Below are 18,697 nucleotides of genomic sequence, written 5' to 3' on the forward strand. Positions count from 1 at the left end.
CCTTTTTTTGTCAGTTTCTCACAGAGTCTAAGTATCAATAAGCACTCATGGTAGCGCGTCAGGTTTCTAGGGATATTAAGCCGCCAAAAGTTAATTTACATTAAAAATAAGCTAGCATTGTAGATCGGATCAGCCATTGATCGTTATGGGTCATGGGTTGCCAGCCACGATGACGCAAGGCAAAAGGGGGTTCAGTGAAGCAATTGATATTATTAGCGGTGCTGGCAGCATTGGGAACCGTGAGCCCTTTGACAATGGCGCTTGATATCGGTAATCCAAAGGTCGATTCATTTCTTGATGCGCCGCTGCAAGCGACGGCACCCCTGACCGATACCGACGGCCTGAGTGCAGAGGATATTCGTGTCGGGCTCGCCGAACCTTCCGCTTTTCGTACCCTTGGGCTTGACTGGACGTCCTTGACAGAGAGTGTGTCAATTTCCCTGGAGGGCGGCTCGCAGCCCTATTTGCAACTGACGTCGTCAACGCCTGTGAACGCGCCCTGGCTGGATCTGCTGTTAACCCTGGAAACGCCGGATGGCCGTCAGACTCAGGTGCTGACATTATTGTTTGATCCGTCCGACACGTCATCGGTGCCATCTTCTGAAACCGGTTCATCCAGGGAGGTCGCTCGCGCCCCGCTTCCCGCGTCGTCAGGTTCAGAAAGCCCCGAAAGCGCTCGTGAAACTGCCTACATCGAGAGTGGCGATACCCTATGGAATGTGGCTATGCGAATGAAGCCTTCCAGGGCCAGCGTTCAGCAGATGATGCTGGCACTGTTTGAAGCTAATGAACGTCTTTTTCCTTCTGGTAACATCAATGATCTGCGGGCAGGCTCTGCCATGCAAATGCCCAGTGACGCACAGATTTTCAATCAGTCGCCTGCCAATGCGGCACGGATAATAGAGACCATGAATACGGCCTGGCGTAATCGGAGTAATCAGCCAGAGTCGCCAGCCTCTACGTCAGCTGACGCGTCATCCTCAGCGCTTTCTGGTGAATCAGCGACGCGCTCCCCGGCGGCAGCCTCTATAGATCCGGCGCTTGGTGAAGCAATAAGTGCTGCCGATAATCTGAATGTATCAGAGGGCGGCATTGCCGCTCGGGCAGTGCAGGCTGCCCAGAACCTTGACAGCCAGTTACGTGACGTGCGTCTGGATGATCAGCGTCAGCAGCTTGCTCAAATGCAGGCTGAAATAGAGGCCTTACGTCAAGAGATAGTCAGCCTTAATCAAGCATTGACGGCTGCCCAGGTCATGGCGCTGCAAGGCATATCAGCCAGCCAGTCTGATGAACAGCGCGCGGTAACGGAGACCCCGACCACTGATCAGCCTGATGCCATGACCCAGGCAATGGCTTGGGGGGAGGACCTGTATTCTTCATTACTGCGCGATAGCCGCTGGCCACTGGCCGCTGCTGCGCTCCTCCTGCTGCTATTGTTGCTGCTGATGATCCGCCGTCGTCGGGCTAGGGAATGGCAGGAGCTCAATTCCATGGCGTCAGACGCTGAGCCCTTCGACGCCACTCAGGTTATTCAGCCTTCATCAGAACCCAGGCAGCCCCATGTGCCAACAGCAACATTTCGGCCTGGAGCCTCGGCTACCCCCGCCAGCTTTCAGGCTAGCGAAGCCGACTCTGGCCAGACACATCCCCGCGCTGATGGTATTGAAGATGCGCAGGAAAGCGCCCCGGTCAAGACGCCTACCCCAGACGCCCCGGAAGAAGCCACCGCCAGCCTCGCATCAGCATCTGACGTGCTCGAAAGCAGCCAGGCTTCCGAGCTGGACGACAGATTCTTAAAGGCTTCGCAAGCACTTGATGAAGACACAGCGGCGGGCCATGAACCCGAGAGGACAGACGTAGCGAAGGGAACGGCTGTTGACCCACTCGTTGAGCCAGAACAAAAGGATCAAGGCAACGTTGACCATCAGCACGTTATCGATTATCAGCCGCCGTCACTCAGTGCAGAGTCGCCAAGAGACGATGATGCAGAAGCGCTGATGCAACCAAGCGTGGAATTCGAATCGCTCGATCAAGGCAATGACCCGACGGACAATAATCCGTCTGCTGATCAGGCGCCAGAAGATACGCCATCGGCAAGTCAGGAAGCTGTCCCGGATGATGACTGGGAGATAGAAGAGGTGGCATTCCAGCGCCCAGGTCGGGATAATACCCGGTCTTCCTAACCTGATAATTATGTGAACTGATGTCGCTGTTTGATCGCTTTGATGAAAAAACGCCGCTGACAGGCCGTCTGGCCATGGGGGTCGAATATGATGGCACCCACTACTGTGGTTTTCAGCGCCTGAGCCATGCGGCTTCTGTTCAGGCCAGCCTGGAGCAGGGGCTTTCAAGAGTCGCCAGCGAGCCGGTGAGGGTGCATGCCAGCGGGCGGACTGATTCTGGAGTGCATGCGACCCGTCAGGTCATCCATTTCGATGCACCGGTCAAGCGTAGTGAAAAAGCCTGGATCTTTGGTGCCAACACCCACCTGCCCAAGGATATTGCCATTCGTTGGGTGAAACAGGTGCCGGATTTTTTTCACTCCCGCCTGCATGCCCTGGCCCGTCGTTATCGCTACCTGTTGATCAACCAGATGAACCGGCCCGTGTTGGAGCGAGCGAACCTTACCTGGTGCCGTGACCCTCTGGATACCGATGCCATGCACCGGGCCGCCCAGGCGCTGGTGGGGGAGCACGATTTCTCCAGCTTCCGTGCGGCGGGCTGTCGTTCCAGAACGCCGCAGCGTTTCATGCATTTTATTGATGTCAAGCGTTTTGGCCCTCTGGTGATGGTCGATGTGCAGGGCAATGCCTTTTTACACCATATGATCCGCAATATCGTCGGGGCGCTGGTCAGCGTTGGGCGGGGGGCTCAGGATGAAGACTATATGGCGCGTTTGTTGGCGCTGCGTGACCGCAAACAGGGCGATGTGACCGCGCCTGCCTGTGGTCTCCATTTCGTTGATTCCTGTTATGATGATGCCTTTGGCCTGCCCAAAGAGCCACTTGGCCCTAACCTGCTGGCTTTTACAGGGGAGTGGACCGGTGAGCGGGCCATTCCTGACAACGCCATGGTGCGGCTGCGTCGAGAACAAGTCGGTGATCTGCTTAATGCACCCACTGCGGAGAAACCAGAATCGTGATGTCTGTTCAGCGAGCGCGAATCAAGTTCTGCGGGCTAACCCGCCGTCAGGATGTGGCAGTGGCAGTCGCGATGGGCGTTGATGCGATTGGCTTTGTGATGTGGCCAGACAGCAAGCGTGCGATCAGCGTTGAACAACTTGCTGACCTGGCCGCTGATGTGCCGGCATTCGTGACCCGAGTGGGTCTCTTTGTCAATCAGTCGGAAGATACCATAAAGGCATGTTTGCCCTACCTGGACCTGCTCCAGTTTCATGGCGACGAACCCCCAGCGGCTTGCGAACGCCATGACCGCCCCTGGATCAAAGCCCTGCGCATGCGCGATGGTCTTGATCTGGCCGCTGCTGCCAACCGCTACAACAAGGCCAGCGGGCTTTTGTTGGATGCGTATCGCCCCGGCGTGCCTGGCGGAACCGGAGACACGTTCGACTGGTCGAGAATTCCCGCAAAGCTGTCAAAACCTGTTATCCTCGCAGGTGGTCTAGTGCCAGAAAATGCAGGCACTGCGGTGCGTCAGGTAGCTCCCTATGCGCTTGATGTATCAGGTGGAATTGAAAGCGCACCGGGTATAAAGGATGCGGCCAGAATGCAAGCCTTTGTGAATGCCGTGCATGCGGCGAACCAAATGCCGTCCTGACTGCCAGATAGAATATATTTCAACTACTTTTGCCTGTTCGGGCAATCTTGAGAGGTATCTTCGTGACTGTCTCTGCAATCGTCCCCAATACTGCTTCCCAGGCTGGTTCCAAGACCAGGTTCAGCGACCTGACACAAATGCCGGATGCCCGTGGCCATTTTGGCCCCTACGGTGGGCGTTTTGTGTCAGAGACGCTGAGTTTCGCGCTGGAAGACCTGGAAAACACTTACGCCAGCATGCGCAACGACCCTGCCTTCCAGGCAGAGTTTGATCGTGACCTTGCCTATTTCGTCGGTCGCCCGTCACCGCTTTATCATGCCGAGCGTTGGTCGCAAAAGCTGGGTGGTGCCCAGATCTGGCTTAAGCGTGAAGACCTTAATCATACCGGCGCCCACAAGGTAAACAACACCATCGGTCAGGCGTTATTGGCCAAGAAAACCGGCAAACCCCGGGTGATTGCCGAAACCGGTGCCGGTCAGCACGGTGTGGCATCCGCCACGGTCGCCGCCCGCCTGGGGCTTGAGTGCGATGTCTACATGGGGGCGGCTGACGTGCAGCGCCAGAAGCTGAATGTCTACCGCATGCGTCTGCTCGGTGCCCGGGTCATTCCGGTCGAGTCCGGCACACGTACCCTGAAGGATGCCATGAATGAGGCCCTGCGCGACTGGGTCACCAACGTGGACAACACCTTCTATATCATTGGCACAGTGGCAGGCCCACATCCATACCCGCAGCTGGTCCGCGACTTCAACAGCGTGGTTGGTCGTGAAGCGCGTATTCAGTCCATGGAACAGATGGGTCGCCTGCCGGACGCCCTGATTGCCTGCGTGGGAGGCGGCTCCAATGCGCTAGGGCTTTTCTATCCATTCCTTGAGGATGAAGAGGTTGCCATGTATGGCGTTGAGGCCGGTGGCGACGGCGTTGAGACCGGCCGTCACGCCGCACCGCTGTCATCCAACGCACCGCGCGGCGTGTTGCACGGTAACCGCACCTACCTGATGTCAGACGAGGCAGGCCAGGTGTCTGACACTCATTCGATTTCAGCCGGCCTGGACTATCCCGGTGTTGGTCCTGAGCATGCGCTGTGGAAAGACGTGGGGCGGGTCAACTATGTCGCCGCCAATGACGATGCCGTGCTGGAGGCTTTCCGCGAACTGACGCGGATGGAAGGCATCATGCCGGCCCTTGAAACGGCTCACGCCCTTGCGCATGCCAAGGTGTTGGCACCCACCATGCGTCCTGACCAGAATATTGTGGTGAACCTTTCAGGCCGTGGTGATAAAGATATCATGACGGTGGCCAAGCTTGACGGTATCGAAATCTAAGGGATAGTAATGAGCCGTATCAAACAACGTTTCAGTGAACTTAAGCAGCAGGATCGTAAGGCCTTGATCCCTTATATCACCGCCGGTGATCCGGCGCCTGAGCACACCGTCGGCTTCATGCATGCCCTGGTAGACGCCGGGGCTGACATTATTGAATTGGGCGTGCCCTTTTCCGACCCTATGGCGGATGGGCCAGTGATACAGAAAGCCTGTGAGCGGGCACTCAAGCAAGGCACCCGTCTGGTGGATCTGTTTGACATGATCACTACCTTCCGTCAGACCGATACCACTACACCGATTGTCCTGATGGGCTATCTGAACCCGATCGAGCGTATCGGTTATCAGTCATTTGCCGAGCAGGCTGCCCGCGCCGGGGTTGATGGTGTGCTTATTGTGGATATGCCACCCGAAGAAGCGGAAGATATTGGGCCACTGCTCAAATCCCATCAGCTTGACGCTATCTTTCTGGTGGCCCCTACCACTTCTCATGAACGTGCCGCTACAATATGCGCGCATGGAGAAGGCTACCTCTATTATGTCTCCCTGAAAGGCGTAACCGGGGCGGCAACCCTGAATGCGGACGATGTGGCCGAGCACCTGGCGCCGCTACGTGAAATGACGGATTTGCCGTTATGCGTCGGGTTCGGCATCCGTGATGGCGTCACCGCCGCTGAGGTATCCAGGGTAGCCGATGGCGTGATTGTCGGGAGTGCACTGGTGTCTCGTATAGCCGCCAGTACTGAGATGCCTGAAACGATTGCCGGACAGCTGAAAACCGTGCTCAGCGAGATGCGCACGGCCATGGATGCCTAGTGCAGGCATGATGACCTGATGCGCTGCAGTTGACAGTTAATCCTGAGCGTTATGTTACTTTACCCGTGTAGGCATGTTCAGGTGGCCAATCACCGTGTATTAACACCTGAAAACCTATCAGCGCCTGGCCATGCCGGGCATAGACGTATAATGGAAGCTTTTTTGATATGAGCTGGCTAGACAAGATTGTTCCCTCCATGGGGCGTATCCAGCGCAAGGACCGCCGTGCCAGCGTGCCTGATGGCCTGTGGCGCAAGTGTCCGAAATGCGAGGGAGTGCTCTATCTTCCCGAACTGGATAAACATCACAGCGTCTGCCCCAAGTGCGACCACCACCTGCGCCTGACAGCGCGAAAGCGCCTTGACTGGTTCCTCGACAAGGAAGGTCGTGAAGAAGTCGCCAAGGACATTGCGCCTAACGACCGTCTCAAGTTTCGCGACTCAAAGAAATACAAGGACCGCCTGGCAGCAGCACAGAAAGAGACCGGTGAAAATGATGCCCTGGTTGCCTTCAAGGGTCAGCTGGATGGCCTGCCGATAGTGGCCGTTGCCTTTGAGTTCACCTTTATGGGCGGCTCCATGGGGGCCGTTGTCGGCGAGAAATTTGTACAGGCGGCCAGTCTGGCATTGAAAGAGCAGATACCCTTGGTGTGCTTCTCGGCGTCGGGGGGAGCGCGTATGCAGGAAGCTCTGTTCTCGCTGATGCAGATGGCCAAGACCTCAGCGGCACTGGAAAAACTTAAGTTGGCAGGGGTGCCGTATATTTCGGTACTGACTGACCCGGTGTTCGGGGGTGTTTCTGCGTCACTGGCGATGCTGGGTGATCTGAATGTTGCCGAACCGAATGCCCTGATCGGCTTTGCGGGTCCCAGGGTGATTGAGCAGACCGTGCGTGAGACGCTGCCCGATGGCTTTCAGCGCAGCGAGTTCCTGCTTGAACATGGCACCGTCGACATGATCGTGCATCGTCATGACATGCGTGACCGCCTGGGCGGTATTCTGCGTAAGCTGACCCACCATCAGGCCTTGAGCGAGGCACCGGCTGAGGCACCCTCACCCATCGCTGATATCAGCGAACCTGTTGTGGATGAAGCGGCTGTTGCCGCAGCATCGCACGGCGCGTCAGCGGAGGAGAGCCAAAAACCGGCCGCTCAGGATTCCGAGGCTGGACAGGCAGCAGGACCCAATGCCTCCGGTCATGGAGATGATACTTCCCGCCATGGCTAGTGCTCTTGCCGCTTGGCTCGACTACCTTGAGCAACTTCACCCCGTGGGCATTGATATGGGGCTGGAAAGGGTAGCGAATGTCGCCCGGCGTATGCAGCTGCTCGAACGCCCCATTGCTCCCAGGGTGGTCACTGTTGCCGGCACCAACGGCAAGGGCTCCACGCTTGCGGTGATGGCAGCCGTCGCTGCCGCCCATGGTAGCCGGGTAGGCACCTATACCTCACCCCACCTGGTGCGTTATAACGAGAGAGTGACGCTGCTTGGCCATGAGATCAGCGATACTCAGCTGGTGGCGGGATTTGAGCAGGTCGAAGCGGCGCGCTGCCGATCTCCTGAAATCAGCCTGACCTATTTTGAAGCGGGTACCCTCTGTGCGCTCTGGTGCCTGGCCCAGGCCAGGCTTGATATCGTCTTCCTTGAAATTGGGCTTGGGGGACGTCTGGATGCGGTCAATATTATCGATGCCGATGTCGCCATCGTTACCACTATTGCCCTGGATCATGCCAGTTTCCTGGGGACTGATCTGGCCCAGATAGGCCGCGAGAAAGCGGGTGTTTTCCGCGCTGACCGACCCGCAGTACTGGGCAGCAAGTGTTTGCCGGACAGCGTTGCCGACACCGCTCGCAAGCTTGGCGCGCCGCTATATTCGCTGGGTGACAGCTTTGAAAGTTGCCCGGTTGAAGGCGGTCTATGGCGTTGGCAGGCCCGGCGAGCCGATGGCCTGCCATTAACCCTGGACAGACTGCCTGATCCCGGGTTGCCGCTGGATAACGCCGCCACAGCACTCCAGGCACTGGCGCTGGCAGGTTGTGACCTTGCCGTTGAAGCTACCCGACAGGCATTGGCTGATGTTGAGCTTTCCGGGCGAATGCAATGGATCGGCCAATGGTGTCTGGATGTCGGTCATAACCCCCATGCGGCAGCCTATCTGGCCAAGCGTCTGGGAACACGGCCAAATGCCAGGCTATGGTGCGTGATAGGCATGCTGGATGACAAGGATGTCGAAGGCGTTGTGGCGCACTTGGTACCCGTGGTGACGGACTGGGTCTGTGTTGGCCTGTCAGGGCCAAGAGGGCGCTCGGCGCAATCACTGGCCGCAGCAATCGAGCGCCAGGGAGGTGTCGTGCATGGATGTGCGGCTACGCCGACACTGGGGGCCGAATCACTGAAGGATAAGCTGATGCCGGAAGACAGGGTGCTTGCGACCGGCTCGTTTTTCACTGTAGGGGAACTGTTGGCAACTGATCTGCCGCAGGCGACGTGCGCTACCCGTCGTGAGTAAACCATGCGCGGGCGCATGCTGAGAGGAGGGAGTAAAACATGAAATACGGCAAAACAGAACGCATCAGCGGCATTGTCATCCTGGTGTCCCTGGCCATTATTCTGCTGCCCTGGTTAATGAGCGAGCCGGCACCCAGGGCAGAGCGTCAACAACCTTCTTTTACCATTGAGCGCCCGATTGATGTGCCGCGCCGAGAGGTGGTGGCGCCTGAACAACCGGAAAGCATTCAGCTGGCCAATGAGCCTGCGCCCGTTTCAACCGATGCCGAGACCCCAAGGGTGACACCCTCAAACCCTGAACCCGCTGACATTGCACGGCCCGATGACTCGGAAAACGCAGATGCAGACGACCGTGATGGGAGCGCAGATGACACCAGCAATAATGATGCCATGCCAGCCGCCAGTTCTGAAGGCGAATGGGGGGTGCAGATTGGCAGTTTTGGCAACCCTGAAAACGTTGAGCGTTTGAGAGCTGAACTGGAAGAGCAGGGCTTCAGTGTCTTTACCCGTGAACGCAACGATGAGCTGACAGCGGTTCTGGTCGGGCCTTTTGAATCGACAGCACAAGGTGAGCGCGCCGTGGCACTGATTAAAGAACAGGTCAATTACCAGGGGCTGCTGGTGCGAGTGAGAGACTGATCTATGGCGTTAACCTGGATTGATGCATTGTTTCTTGCGGTGCTGGCGCTTTCCACGCTGGCGGGCTTCGCGCGTGGCCTGATTCGCGAAGCCCTGGGCCTGGCGGCCTGGGTGGTGGCGCTTCTGGTCGCGCGGGTGTTGGCAGAGCCGGTCGCAGATCTGTTGGCGGACTTTATCGACAACGCTGATGCGCGTCTGGTACTAGCCTTTGTACTGGTGATTTTTGCAGTGATTTTGCTGTGTGGTATTGTCATTCGCCTCGTGCATGCCGCTATTGTCTGGGTCGGCATGGGGTTTCTGAACCGGCTGGCAGGCGCTGCCTTCGGTGCTGCAAGAGGCGCTGCGATTCTGGTGGTGGTAACGGTGATGATCACCCTGACCCCACTGGTCGAACTTGACGCCTGGCAGGAAGCCACCTTGAGGCCAACGTTTGAACAGCTACGCGAATGGGCATTGAGCCAGCTCGATCAGTGGGAAGGTCGTCTACCGCAGGCGCCGGAGTCATTGAAGGATATTCCCTTGCCCCAGCTGCCTCAGCGCAATGCGGGGTAAGCGTCTGACAGCAAGAATTAACAACCGGCTGATGGCCATTGTCTGATTGTCTGTATAACCAGGGTGCCGGATCAATGTGCTTCAGGCCACCCGTGTTATCGTATCGAGTGAGGTATAACGTATGTGCGGTATAGTGGGCCTTCTGGCCAAGCAAACGGTGAATCAGGCAATTTACGACGCCTTGACCGTACTTCAGCACCGAGGCCAGGACGCTGCGGGAATGATGACCTGGAGCGAAGGACGCTTTCTACTGCGCAAGAGTAATGGCCTGGTACGCGATGTATTCCATACCCGTCATATGGCGCGCCTGAAAGGTAACCTGGGTATTGGCCACGTTCGCTACCCGACGGCCGGCTCGTCCAGTGAGGCCGAATCGCAGCCTTTCTATGTGAACTCGCCCTATGGCATTGCCCTGGCGCACAATGGCAATCTGACCAACTCAGACCAGCTCAAGCAGGAGCTGTTCTCAACCGACCTGCGTCATATCAATACCAGTTCAGACTCAGAAGTATTGCTCAATGTATTTGCCCATGAATTGGGCAAGCAGGGCCTGCACCTGGAAGCGGAAGATATCTTTGACTCAGTACGCCGCGTTCATCGGCGCTGCCAGGGCGGCTATGCAGCGGTAGCGATCATCAACGGCTTCGGCATGGTAGCCTTCCGGGACCCCTCTGGCATTCGTCCTGTGGTGTTTGGCACCCGTCAGGTAGACGGACAGCAGGAAGTGATGATTGCCTCTGAATCGGTGGCGCTGGATGTGGGTGGCTTCGAGCTGGAAAGAGACCTGGCGCCTGGCGAGGCAATTTTTGTGGATATGCAGGGCAGGATTCATACGCAGGTATGTGCCGACCGTCCTGTCTTGCGTTCATGCATTTTTGAACACGTATACCTGGCACGCCCCGATTCGATACTGGATGGCGCCTACGTGTATGGGACACGCATGCAGATGGGCCGCAAGCTGGGTGACCGGGTGTTGAGTGAGTGGCCTGACCACGATATCGACGTGGTGATCCCGATTCCTGATACGTCACGTACGTCAGCGCTGGAAATGGCGCAGCATCTGGGCGTCACCTACCGTGAAGGCTTCATGAAGAACCGCTACATTGGGCGTACCTTTATCATGCCGGGGCAGACACAGCGCAAAAAATCCGTCCGCCAGAAGCTGAATGCCATTGATGTAGAGTTCAAGGATAAGAATGTTCTGCTGGTGGACGACTCCATCGTCAGAGGGACGACCTGCAAGCAGATCATCCAGATGGCCCGGGATGCCGGCGCGCGAAACGTCTATTTTGCCTCAGCGGCTCCGCCGGTCCGTTATCCGAATGTTTACGGTATCGATATGCCTGCGGCCTCTGAGCTGATTGCCCATGGTCGCAGCGAAGAGGAAGTCGGTCAGCTGATTGGCGCCGACCGCATGTTCTATCAGGATCTTGAAGACCTGAAAGAAGCCTGCCGTGAGGTCAATCCCGCCTTTGACGGATTTGACTGCTCGGTATTTGATGGCAATTACGTTACCGGGGATATCGATAGCGCCTATCTTCAGGCGCTGGAGGAAAGCCGCAGTGATTCCGCCAAGGATCATAGTGCCGGCGATCATGCCCTGGTTGATATGCATAACCAGGATGACGATCTGGATGACTGATGATCGAGCAAGAGGAGCTTCCCATGCACGATGATTCTATTCACAAAGATCCTGTTCACAAGGCATCTATCCACGAAAACGCGAGCCATGAGCCTTCCGGCCAGGATGAAGCGCTGCCTATGGCAATGCATGACAGCGTGTTGGAGGAAGCGTCGCTGGCGGACATGTCGCTTGAAACCCTGGCGGTGCGTGCCGGGCATGATCGCACGGCTGAGCAGGAACATTCCGAGCCTATCTTCCCAACATCCAGCTTTGTGTATTCCAGTGCCGCCGAGGCGGCACGCAAGTTCAATGGTGAAGAAGCCGGTAATGTCTACTCGCGCTTTACCAATCCGACAGTACGTACCTTTGAGCAGCGTCTGGCAGCCATGGAAGGTGGCGAGCGCTGTGTGGCGACCAGTTCCGGCATGTCGGCGATTCTTGCGACTGCCATGGCACTGCTGAACGCCGGTGATGAAATTGTGGCGTCGCGCTCGCTGTTTGGCTCAACGGTCAGCCTGTTCGACAAGTACCTGGGCAAGTTCGGCATTGTTACCCGTTACGTGGAACTCTCGGACCTCGACGCCTGGGAGGCTGCCATCACCCCGGCGACCAGAATGCTGTTTGCCGAAACGCCCTCCAACCCACTGTCTGAAGTGGCTGATGTGCCTGCTCTGGCGACATTGGCCAGGCAGCATGGTGTTCTGCTGGCGATCGATAACTGCTTTCTGACGCCGGCGTTACAGCAACCTCTGGCGCTGGGGGCGGATCTGATTATCCATTCAGCCACCAAATACCTTGATGGCCAGGGGCGTGCCGTGGGCGGCGCGGTAGTCGGTAGCCACGCGCTGATGGAAGAGGTTTTCGGCGTAGTGCGAACCTGTGGGCCCTGCATGAGCCCCTTCAATGCCTGGGTATTTACCAAGGGGCTGGAGACGTTGTCGCTGCGCATGAAGGCACACTGTGAACAGGCACTTAGTCTGGCCAGATGGTTGCAACAGCATCCAGCTGTCAGTCGTGTCTACTATAGTGGCCTTGAGGATCATCCTCAGCATGCATTGGCCCGCCGGCAGCAGAAGGGCTATGGTGCTGTCCTGGGGTTCGAAGTCATCAATGGCCAACAGGGCGCCTGGCAGGTAATTGATGCGACCCGCATGCTGTCGATTACCGGCAATCTTGGCGATGTCAAAACAACCATCACCCATCCTGCCACGACCACTCATGGTCGACTCTCCGAGGCGCAGCGGGAATCGGCCGGCATTACTCCGGGGCTCGTCCGCGTGGCGGTAGGGCTGGAGCATCTGGATGATATTCGGCGTGACCTGGCCCGCGGCCTGGATGCCTTGGCAGGGTAATCACGCAACCATCCTCAAAGACACCACAACCGGGCATTATTGCCCGGTTTTATTTCCACCCTATTATTTCGGCGATCGGTATTTTTTCCGAATGAAGTGTTCAGCTTTTTTCAGCAGTTAAATGTTCCTTTAAAGACTACAATAATTATATGGGCTTTTAAGATTGCATTTTCTCTCTTAAGCATGCCTCCATAAAAAAAGTGGTTTTTCAAACGTATCAAGAGATTATTTCAAGGGCATCACCATGTGGAAAAACAGTCAGGCAGGCTGGGGAATAATTGCCATTTTCATGCACTGGGTAAGTGCTGTTGTGGTTGTGGGCCTGTTTATCCTTGGATGGTGGATGACTGACCTGGGGTATTATGATCCATGGTATAATCAGGCACCCTGGATCCATCGTTCACTGGGTGTCCTCTTGTTGGGTTTTATAGTGCTCAGGCTCATGTGGCGCCTGGTACAGCCCACTCCGTTAGCTCAGGGTAAACGCTGGGAAAACATTGCGGCCCATGCAGGTCATTCACTGCTCTATGTTCTATTAATAACGGTCTTTGTCAGTGGTTATCTGATGTCAACGGCCAAAGGCAGCCCGATTGATGTGTTTGGATGGTTTGCTCTTCCTGCCACTCTGCATGGCTTACCCAACCAGGCCAGCCTGGCAGGGGATATTCACTGGTATAGCGCTCTGGCGCTCATCATTCTGGCATCAGGTCATATGCTGGCGGCCTTCAAGCACCATTGGATAGACCGTCATACCACCTTGAAACGTATGCTCGACCCGCGTTACTCAGTGCGCGATAAATAACTGTTACTTGAATAATGATTCTATAAAACTGCGAAAGGAAATGTATTATGTTGAATAAAACTGCCATTGCTGGCGCCATTGCCGCTGTTAGCCTGGTACCGCTCAGTCAGGCGCATGCCGATACTTATGCTGTTGATATTGAAGGTCAGCATGCGTTTATTCAGTTCAAGATCAGTCATCTGGGGTTCTCATATATTCTGGGTAGCTTTGAAGATTTTGATGGTGAATTCTTTTACGATCCGGACGACCTGGAAGCGTCTTCAATTGATATGGAAGTACAGGTTAATAGCCTGAATTCCAATCATGCTGAACGTGATCGTCATATTCTTGATGAAGATTTCCTGCATGCCAGTGAATATCCGACCGCCACCTTCACATCGACCGACTTTGAGCCAACGGACGATAATTCCGGTGTGCTCAGCGGTGAGCTGACCCTGCGTGGTGAAACCCAGCGCTTTGAAATGCCGGTGACCCTGATGGGAGAGGGCGAAGACCCCTGGGGTGATTATCGCGCGGGTTTTGAAGGCAGCACGGAATTGACCCTGGCCGATTACGGCATTGATATGAGCAGCTTCCCGGAAGTTATGCATACCCTGGAACTTTACGTGACGTTTGAAGGCGTTCGTCAGTAAGCTTTCTGGCATTTTTTAAAACGGTCATGATGATAGCCACCCCAGTTAAATGGGGTGGCTTTTGTGGCTTTATCTATCAACGTCTGGAGGTCGTGCCATCAAGATTGCGTCGCAGCATGGTTTGGGTAAAACCCTTTGGCAACAGACATGGCCAATGGCGATCGGGGTACTGGCCCTGCTGGGCTTCCAACTGGTTGACAGTGCCTTTATTGCTCGCCTCGGCACAGCCCCCCTGGCCGCACAATCCTTTACCTTCCCGCTGTCATTTCTGATTATTGGTGTCCAGGTCGGGATGGGAATTGCCATTGCGGCACTTATTTCGCGGACACTCGGCGCCGGTGAGAACGAGCGTGCCAAACGCCTGGGCAGTCTGGTATTGATGATGGGAAGCGGCGTGATCGCTCTGCTGGCGCTTCTACTGGGGCTTTTCCAGAACGTTATCTTTACCCAGCTTGGGGCCGATGAGACAACCCTGGGGTATATCAACCGTTATTGGTGGCCCCAGCTGTTGGCTGCCTGGCTGGGGGCCTTGTTGTATTTTGTATATAGCGTCTTTCGTGCCAATGGTGACACTCAGTTGCCCGGCAAGATGATGGTACTCAGTAGTGCTGTTAATCTGGCGCTGGACCCGTTGCTGATTTTCGGATGGGGTCCCTGGGAGGGGCTGGGTCTGCCGGGTGCTGCCTGGGCGACAACGATTGCCTTCTCAACCGGCCTGGCAATTACCGGGCGTCGACTGATCCTGCGCCAATGGCTCAGGGTGTCGGGGCTGTATCAGGAGGCACGGGTCTCGTCGCGGCCCTTCATGCACATCGCCGGCCCGGCAATGATTGGCCAGTTAATGCCTCCTCTGGCTGCGATGCTGGCGATTGCGGTAGTGGCTTCCCAGGGGGAAATCCACGTAGCGGCCTGGGGGCTGGCAAGTCGCCTGGAAACGGTCTCGCTGATGGTGATTCTGGCCATGACCATGTCGTTGCCCCCCTGGCTCGGGCGATGCTATGGAGCGGGTGATTGGGGGCAGATACACCGTCTGATGCGGTTGGCTCTGAAAGTTGCTGTGGTCTGGCAGCTCATGCTGGGTATCCTGCTGGCACTGGCTGCGCCCTGGGTGGCTGGAGCCCTGACCAGCGAAAAAGCGGTGCAGGACGCCTTGATCCTGTTGATCCGCTTTCTGTTACCCAGTTATGCGGCCTTGGGTATCTGCATGCTGGTGGTATCAGCCGGCAATGCGCTGGGTTGGCCTCTACGTGCCATGCTGCTGTCGGCCGCACGGTTATTTATCTGCTATCTTCCCTGCATCTGGCTAGGGTCAGTGCTGGGCGGCTGGTCGGGCATTGCCATGGGCGCCGCGGTGGGGAATGTGTTGGCCGGATTAACCGCCTGGTGGGTTTTGCGCAGCATTCTATCCAGGCCAAAGCGTAAGCCTGGCCCGACGTCGTCAGGCGAGTACCCTGCCGGCGAACCTGGCTCGCCGGGTTAAACGGTATGTTCAGGCGCTGGGCGAAGTGACAGATTGCTTACTGGCTTCGGTGTTGCTGCCACTCGAAATAGACCAGCATGGCGGCCATGATCAGATAGCCAATTACAAAATCCGGAGCGGCATTCAGAGTCAGCTCGGGCGCATGCATCAGGCCGACAAATGAAAAGCCGGCCGCGGTCAACGCGAACACGGCGGCACGCCGGAACTGATGATCAATCACTGAAACGGTAATGGCACCCAGAAAAATTGCCATGAACATGGCGCCCTGGCCCATCAGTACAATAGCGTTGGAGATATCGCTGACGACCTCTTCCGCACCACGGTTGAAGCGGGTCATCACGTAGTTGGCGAAATAGGGCAGCATGGCCAGGGCAACGGCGGGATAGTAGCGCGTGTCGTTGGCCTGGAAAGCGGTGGCAATCATTGAAATGCCCACAAATACCAGAATGGGGGCGACCACCGAAACCGGAATGATGGCGGCCAAGGCTGCAATCAGGCCAAACATGGTAGCAACGGCGTAGACAGCCCCGTTCAACAGGCTGTAGCCACGTCCGGCGCCCATCCACTTGGCACCCACAGTGGCAATATACACCGTGGTCGGAAATACGCCGCCAAACAGGGCACCCAGCATGGTACCGGCACCATCCACGGCCTGACACTCCCTGACATCATAGCCATCGCCGGCCGCTTCCATGGCTTCCACGTTGTTGATGGTTTCAATGGCGTTATAAAGGGTAATCGGCAATACCACCGTCAACACCGCCAACATACTGGTAAACAGCAGGCCCAAGCCTTCGTACCAGTCCATACCCGGTATGAGTGGATAGAAGCCCAGATGGGTGAAGGCATCGCTGAACCGTTCACTCCCTGAATCGCCAATCAGGTAGGCCATCAGGGTGCCGACAATAATCGCAAACAGGGAGGTCGGGATGCGAAAGGGCATGCTGACCCGGGCGACAAGGCCGATAATAATCAGGGTTAGCACAACCAGGCCGATAATGGGCATTTCCAGGGTCTTGAACAGCATTTCACCGGCAATAAAGGTCAGGGCGACACCGGCCACTGCGCCCAACATGGCCGCACGGGGAAGGTGGTACTGCACCCAGCGACCAATAAAACTGATGGATGTCTCGATGGCCCCACTGATAAAGCAGGCAGCAACGGCAATCTTCCAGGCCATTTCTGCATCGCCGGTCAGCTGCTTGGCAGGCAAGAGCACGCCAAACAGGAACACAAACATGACAGGAGTGGAAATACCGTAGGAGAGAGCGGTGACATCATTGCGGTTTTCCCTGCGCGCCAGTCGCGCCGCGCTCCATGCATAGTAGAAGTTGCCTGCCATGACAGCGATTGCCGCCCCGGGCAGCACCTGCCCATAGACAATGTCGGCGGGAAAACCCATCCCCAGCATGGTGATGGCAATAATCACAAAGTTAGCGATATTGTTCTGAAAAAGTGCAAAGAAGGCGTCCGTATCTTCTTTTTTATACCAGGGGTAGGGGGTATTGCTCACTGCCATCGTCAGCCTCGCTGTCTGGATGATTACAAAGGCGGTGATTCTACGCAAAAAAACGCCCGGGAGTATCCCCCCGGGCGTTTTTAAGCCTTAAAACGGGCGTCTAGTCGTTAACGGCCGCAATGGCCTTGGCAAGATAGGGCAGATTGGCATGTGAGAAGCCGGCCACATTGGCGCGTCCAGAGCGTACCATATAGATGCCGAACTCATCGCGCAGGCGGTCAACCTGTTCCGGGGTCAGCCCGGTATACGAGAACATGCCCTGCTGCTCGGCAACGCAGGCATATTTTTCAGCCAGGCCATACGGCTTCAGTGCCTCCACAAAATCACGCCGCAGGGTATTGATGCGATCGCGCATCTCCGTCAGCTCTTCACGCCACATGGCGGTCAGTTCAGGATCATGGAGAATCTCGCTGACAATTGATCCCCCATGAGCCGGCGGGTTGGAGTAGTTCTCACGGGCCACAATGGCCACCTGTGAACGCACATTCTCCATCTGTTCGGCGTCTTTGGCGACCATGATCAGGCAGCCGGTTCGCTCGCAATAGATCCCGAAGTTCTTGGAGCATGAGCTGGTAATAATGACTTCATCCAGCTGTTCCGCCATCAGCCGAACGCCATAGGCATCCTCGTCCAGGCCGGTGCCAAATCCCTGGTAGGCGAAATCAATCAGGGGTAACAGCTGACGCTCGCGAACGACGTCCAGGACGGTCTGCCACTGCTGCTGGGAGAGGTCAAAGCCGGTCGGGTTATGGCAACAGGCGTGCAACACCACGACATCACCGTGCGGTATCTGCTGGATGGCTGCCAGCATGCCATCAAAGTCCAGTCGGTTATCCGCATCGACATAAGGATATTTCTTAAGCTTGATACCTGCTGCCGAAAAAATGCCCAGATGGTTTGGCCAGGTAGGATCGCTCACCCAGATACCTTTGTCAGGCAGCTGAGCGGCAATGAAGTCTGCTGCCAGGCGCAAGGCACCTGTGCCACCAGGTGACTGGGTGGCACTGGCACGATTGGCTTCCAGTACTGGCGAGCTGGCGCCCAGCACCATGGGCAGAAGGGCCTTGCCGTACTCCGGGGCACCGTGAGAACCAATGTAGGTCTTGGTGGTTTCATTCTTGAGCAGGCGAGCTTCCGCTTCCTTGACAGCGCGCATTACCGGCGTAGTGCCGTTTTCATCGCGATAAACCCCGACGCCAAGGTCGACCTTCTGGGGGTTGGTATCTTTCTTGAAAGCTTCGATCAGCCCGAGAATAGCATCTCCAGGGACTCGCTCAATATGCTCAAACATTTATTCGGCTACCTCGTCAGTTCTGGCGGCAAGAGTGAAATCATCGTGACACAAGCCACCTTTATCATGGGACCACCAGGTGACCCTTGTTTCGCCCCACTGAGTGGTAATTTTGGGATGATGATTGGCCTCTTCGGCCAGATCTCCCACCCGCTGGGTAAATGCCAGGGCCTGGGCGAAGTCGCTAAAGGTAAAACGGCGTGTCAGCTTCATGATGCCATCGCGGTCGATAATCTGCCACTCCGGAAGTGCTTCAGCCTCTTTCAGGCAAGCGTCCAACGTCATGGCTGCTGACTGGCTGGATGATGTTTCATGGTTGGCCATGATGCTTCTCCTCGCGTTGATGGATATCATATATACTATAAAAGAATATAAATCATATTA

17 protein-coding genes are annotated in these 18,697 nt (G+C 56.3%); 14 read left to right on the plus strand and 3 right to left on the minus strand.

Annotated elements, in window-relative coordinates:
• The first annotated feature begins 194 nt into the window (after positions 1 to 194).
• From LL947_RS05390 to LL947_RS05455, 14 genes are all read left to right on the plus strand, one after another.
• Complete coding sequence (locus tag LL947_RS05390) at positions 195 to 2,183, plus strand: type IV pilus assembly protein FimV (RefSeq protein WP_499834177.1); 1,989 nt, start codon at positions 195 to 197, stop codon at positions 2,181 to 2,183.
• A 20-nt stretch (positions 2,184 to 2,203) separates the two neighbouring features.
• Positions 2,204 to 3,142: a tRNA pseudouridine(38-40) synthase TruA gene (truA, locus tag LL947_RS05395; protein ID WP_290822356.1), complete on the plus strand. Its 939-nt coding sequence runs from the start codon at positions 2,204 to 2,206 to the stop codon at positions 3,140 to 3,142.
• Entirely contained in the window at positions 3,142 to 3,777 is a 636-nt protein-coding gene (locus LL947_RS05400) for a phosphoribosylanthranilate isomerase (protein WP_290822355.1), read from the plus strand. The genes truA and LL947_RS05400 overlap by 1 nt, the downstream gene beginning before the upstream one ends.
• Before the next feature lie 137 nt (positions 3,778 to 3,914).
• Positions 3,915 to 5,102 carry a tryptophan synthase subunit beta gene (gene trpB / locus LL947_RS05405; protein WP_290822368.1) on the plus strand — a complete coding sequence of 396 codons (1,188 nt, stop codon included), beginning with the start codon at positions 3,915 to 3,917 and terminating at the stop codon, positions 5,100 to 5,102.
• Between the two features lie 9 nt (positions 5,103 to 5,111).
• On the plus strand, positions 5,112 to 5,915 hold the full coding sequence (gene trpA, locus LL947_RS05410; RefSeq protein ID WP_499834178.1) for a tryptophan synthase subunit alpha: 804 nt from the start codon (positions 5,112 to 5,114) through the stop codon (positions 5,913 to 5,915).
• Positions 5,916 to 6,082: 167 nt separating this feature from the next.
• Positions 6,083 to 7,141 (plus strand): acetyl-CoA carboxylase, carboxyltransferase subunit beta, encoded by a 1,059-nt coding sequence (gene accD / locus LL947_RS05415; RefSeq protein ID WP_290822351.1) that lies wholly within the window; start codon positions 6,083 to 6,085, stop codon positions 7,139 to 7,141.
• The gene (folC, locus tag LL947_RS05420; protein ID WP_499834179.1) at positions 7,101 to 8,423 is read left to right on the plus strand and encodes a bifunctional tetrahydrofolate synthase/dihydrofolate synthase; all 1,323 of its coding nucleotides are present in this window, start codon (positions 7,101 to 7,103) and stop codon (positions 8,421 to 8,423) included. The genes accD and folC overlap by 41 nt, the downstream gene beginning before the upstream one ends.
• Before the next feature lie 38 nt (positions 8,424 to 8,461).
• A complete protein-coding gene (locus tag LL947_RS05425; protein ID WP_290822347.1) occupies positions 8,462 to 9,061 on the plus strand; it encodes an SPOR domain-containing protein in 600 nt (199 codons plus the stop codon).
• 3 nt (positions 9,062 to 9,064) lie between these two features.
• Positions 9,065 to 9,613 (plus strand): CvpA family protein, encoded by a 549-nt coding sequence (locus tag LL947_RS05430; RefSeq protein WP_290822345.1) that lies wholly within the window; start codon positions 9,065 to 9,067, stop codon positions 9,611 to 9,613.
• Between the two features lie 121 nt (positions 9,614 to 9,734).
• The gene (gene purF / locus LL947_RS05435; protein WP_499834180.1) at positions 9,735 to 11,255 is read left to right on the plus strand and encodes an amidophosphoribosyltransferase; all 1,521 of its coding nucleotides are present in this window, start codon (positions 9,735 to 9,737) and stop codon (positions 11,253 to 11,255) included.
• 125 nt (positions 11,256 to 11,380) lie between these two features.
• Entirely contained in the window at positions 11,381 to 12,589 is a 1,209-nt protein-coding gene (locus tag LL947_RS05440) for an O-succinylhomoserine sulfhydrylase (protein WP_499834377.1), read from the plus strand.
• Between the two features lie 244 nt (positions 12,590 to 12,833).
• Complete coding sequence (locus LL947_RS05445) at positions 12,834 to 13,391, plus strand: cytochrome b (RefSeq protein ID WP_290822340.1); 558 nt, start codon at positions 12,834 to 12,836, stop codon at positions 13,389 to 13,391.
• A 47-nt stretch (positions 13,392 to 13,438) separates the two neighbouring features.
• A complete protein-coding gene (locus LL947_RS05450) occupies positions 13,439 to 14,023 on the plus strand; it encodes a YceI family protein (RefSeq protein WP_404417190.1) in 585 nt (194 codons plus the stop codon).
• A 154-nt stretch (positions 14,024 to 14,177) separates the two neighbouring features.
• Positions 14,178 to 15,503: an MATE family efflux transporter gene (locus LL947_RS05455; RefSeq protein WP_499834378.1), complete on the plus strand. Its 1,326-nt coding sequence runs from the start codon at positions 14,178 to 14,180 to the stop codon at positions 15,501 to 15,503.
• A 37-nt stretch (positions 15,504 to 15,540) separates the two neighbouring features.
• On the opposite strand, the gene LL947_RS05460 is transcribed toward LL947_RS05455, so the two are convergent.
• From LL947_RS05460 to LL947_RS05470, 3 genes are all read right to left on the minus strand, one after another.
• Complete coding sequence (locus tag LL947_RS05460) at positions 15,541 to 17,022, minus strand: SulP family inorganic anion transporter (protein ID WP_404417193.1); 1,482 nt, start codon at positions 17,020 to 17,022, stop codon at positions 15,541 to 15,543.
• A gap of 100 nt (positions 17,023 to 17,122) precedes the next feature.
• A complete protein-coding gene (locus tag LL947_RS05465; RefSeq protein ID WP_290822331.1) occupies positions 17,123 to 18,313 on the minus strand; it encodes an amino acid aminotransferase in 1,191 nt (396 codons plus the stop codon).
• The gene (locus tag LL947_RS05470) at positions 18,314 to 18,598 is read right to left on the minus strand and encodes a 4a-hydroxytetrahydrobiopterin dehydratase (protein ID WP_404417898.1); all 285 of its coding nucleotides are present in this window, start codon (positions 18,596 to 18,598) and stop codon (positions 18,314 to 18,316) included. It abuts the gene before it with no gap.
• Positions 18,599 to 18,697: the final 99 nt, after the last annotated feature.

The sequence above is a fragment of the Halomonas sp. BLK-85 genome (assembly GCF_044792155.1).
Lineage (GTDB): Bacteria > Pseudomonadota > Gammaproteobacteria > Pseudomonadales > Halomonadaceae > Vreelandella.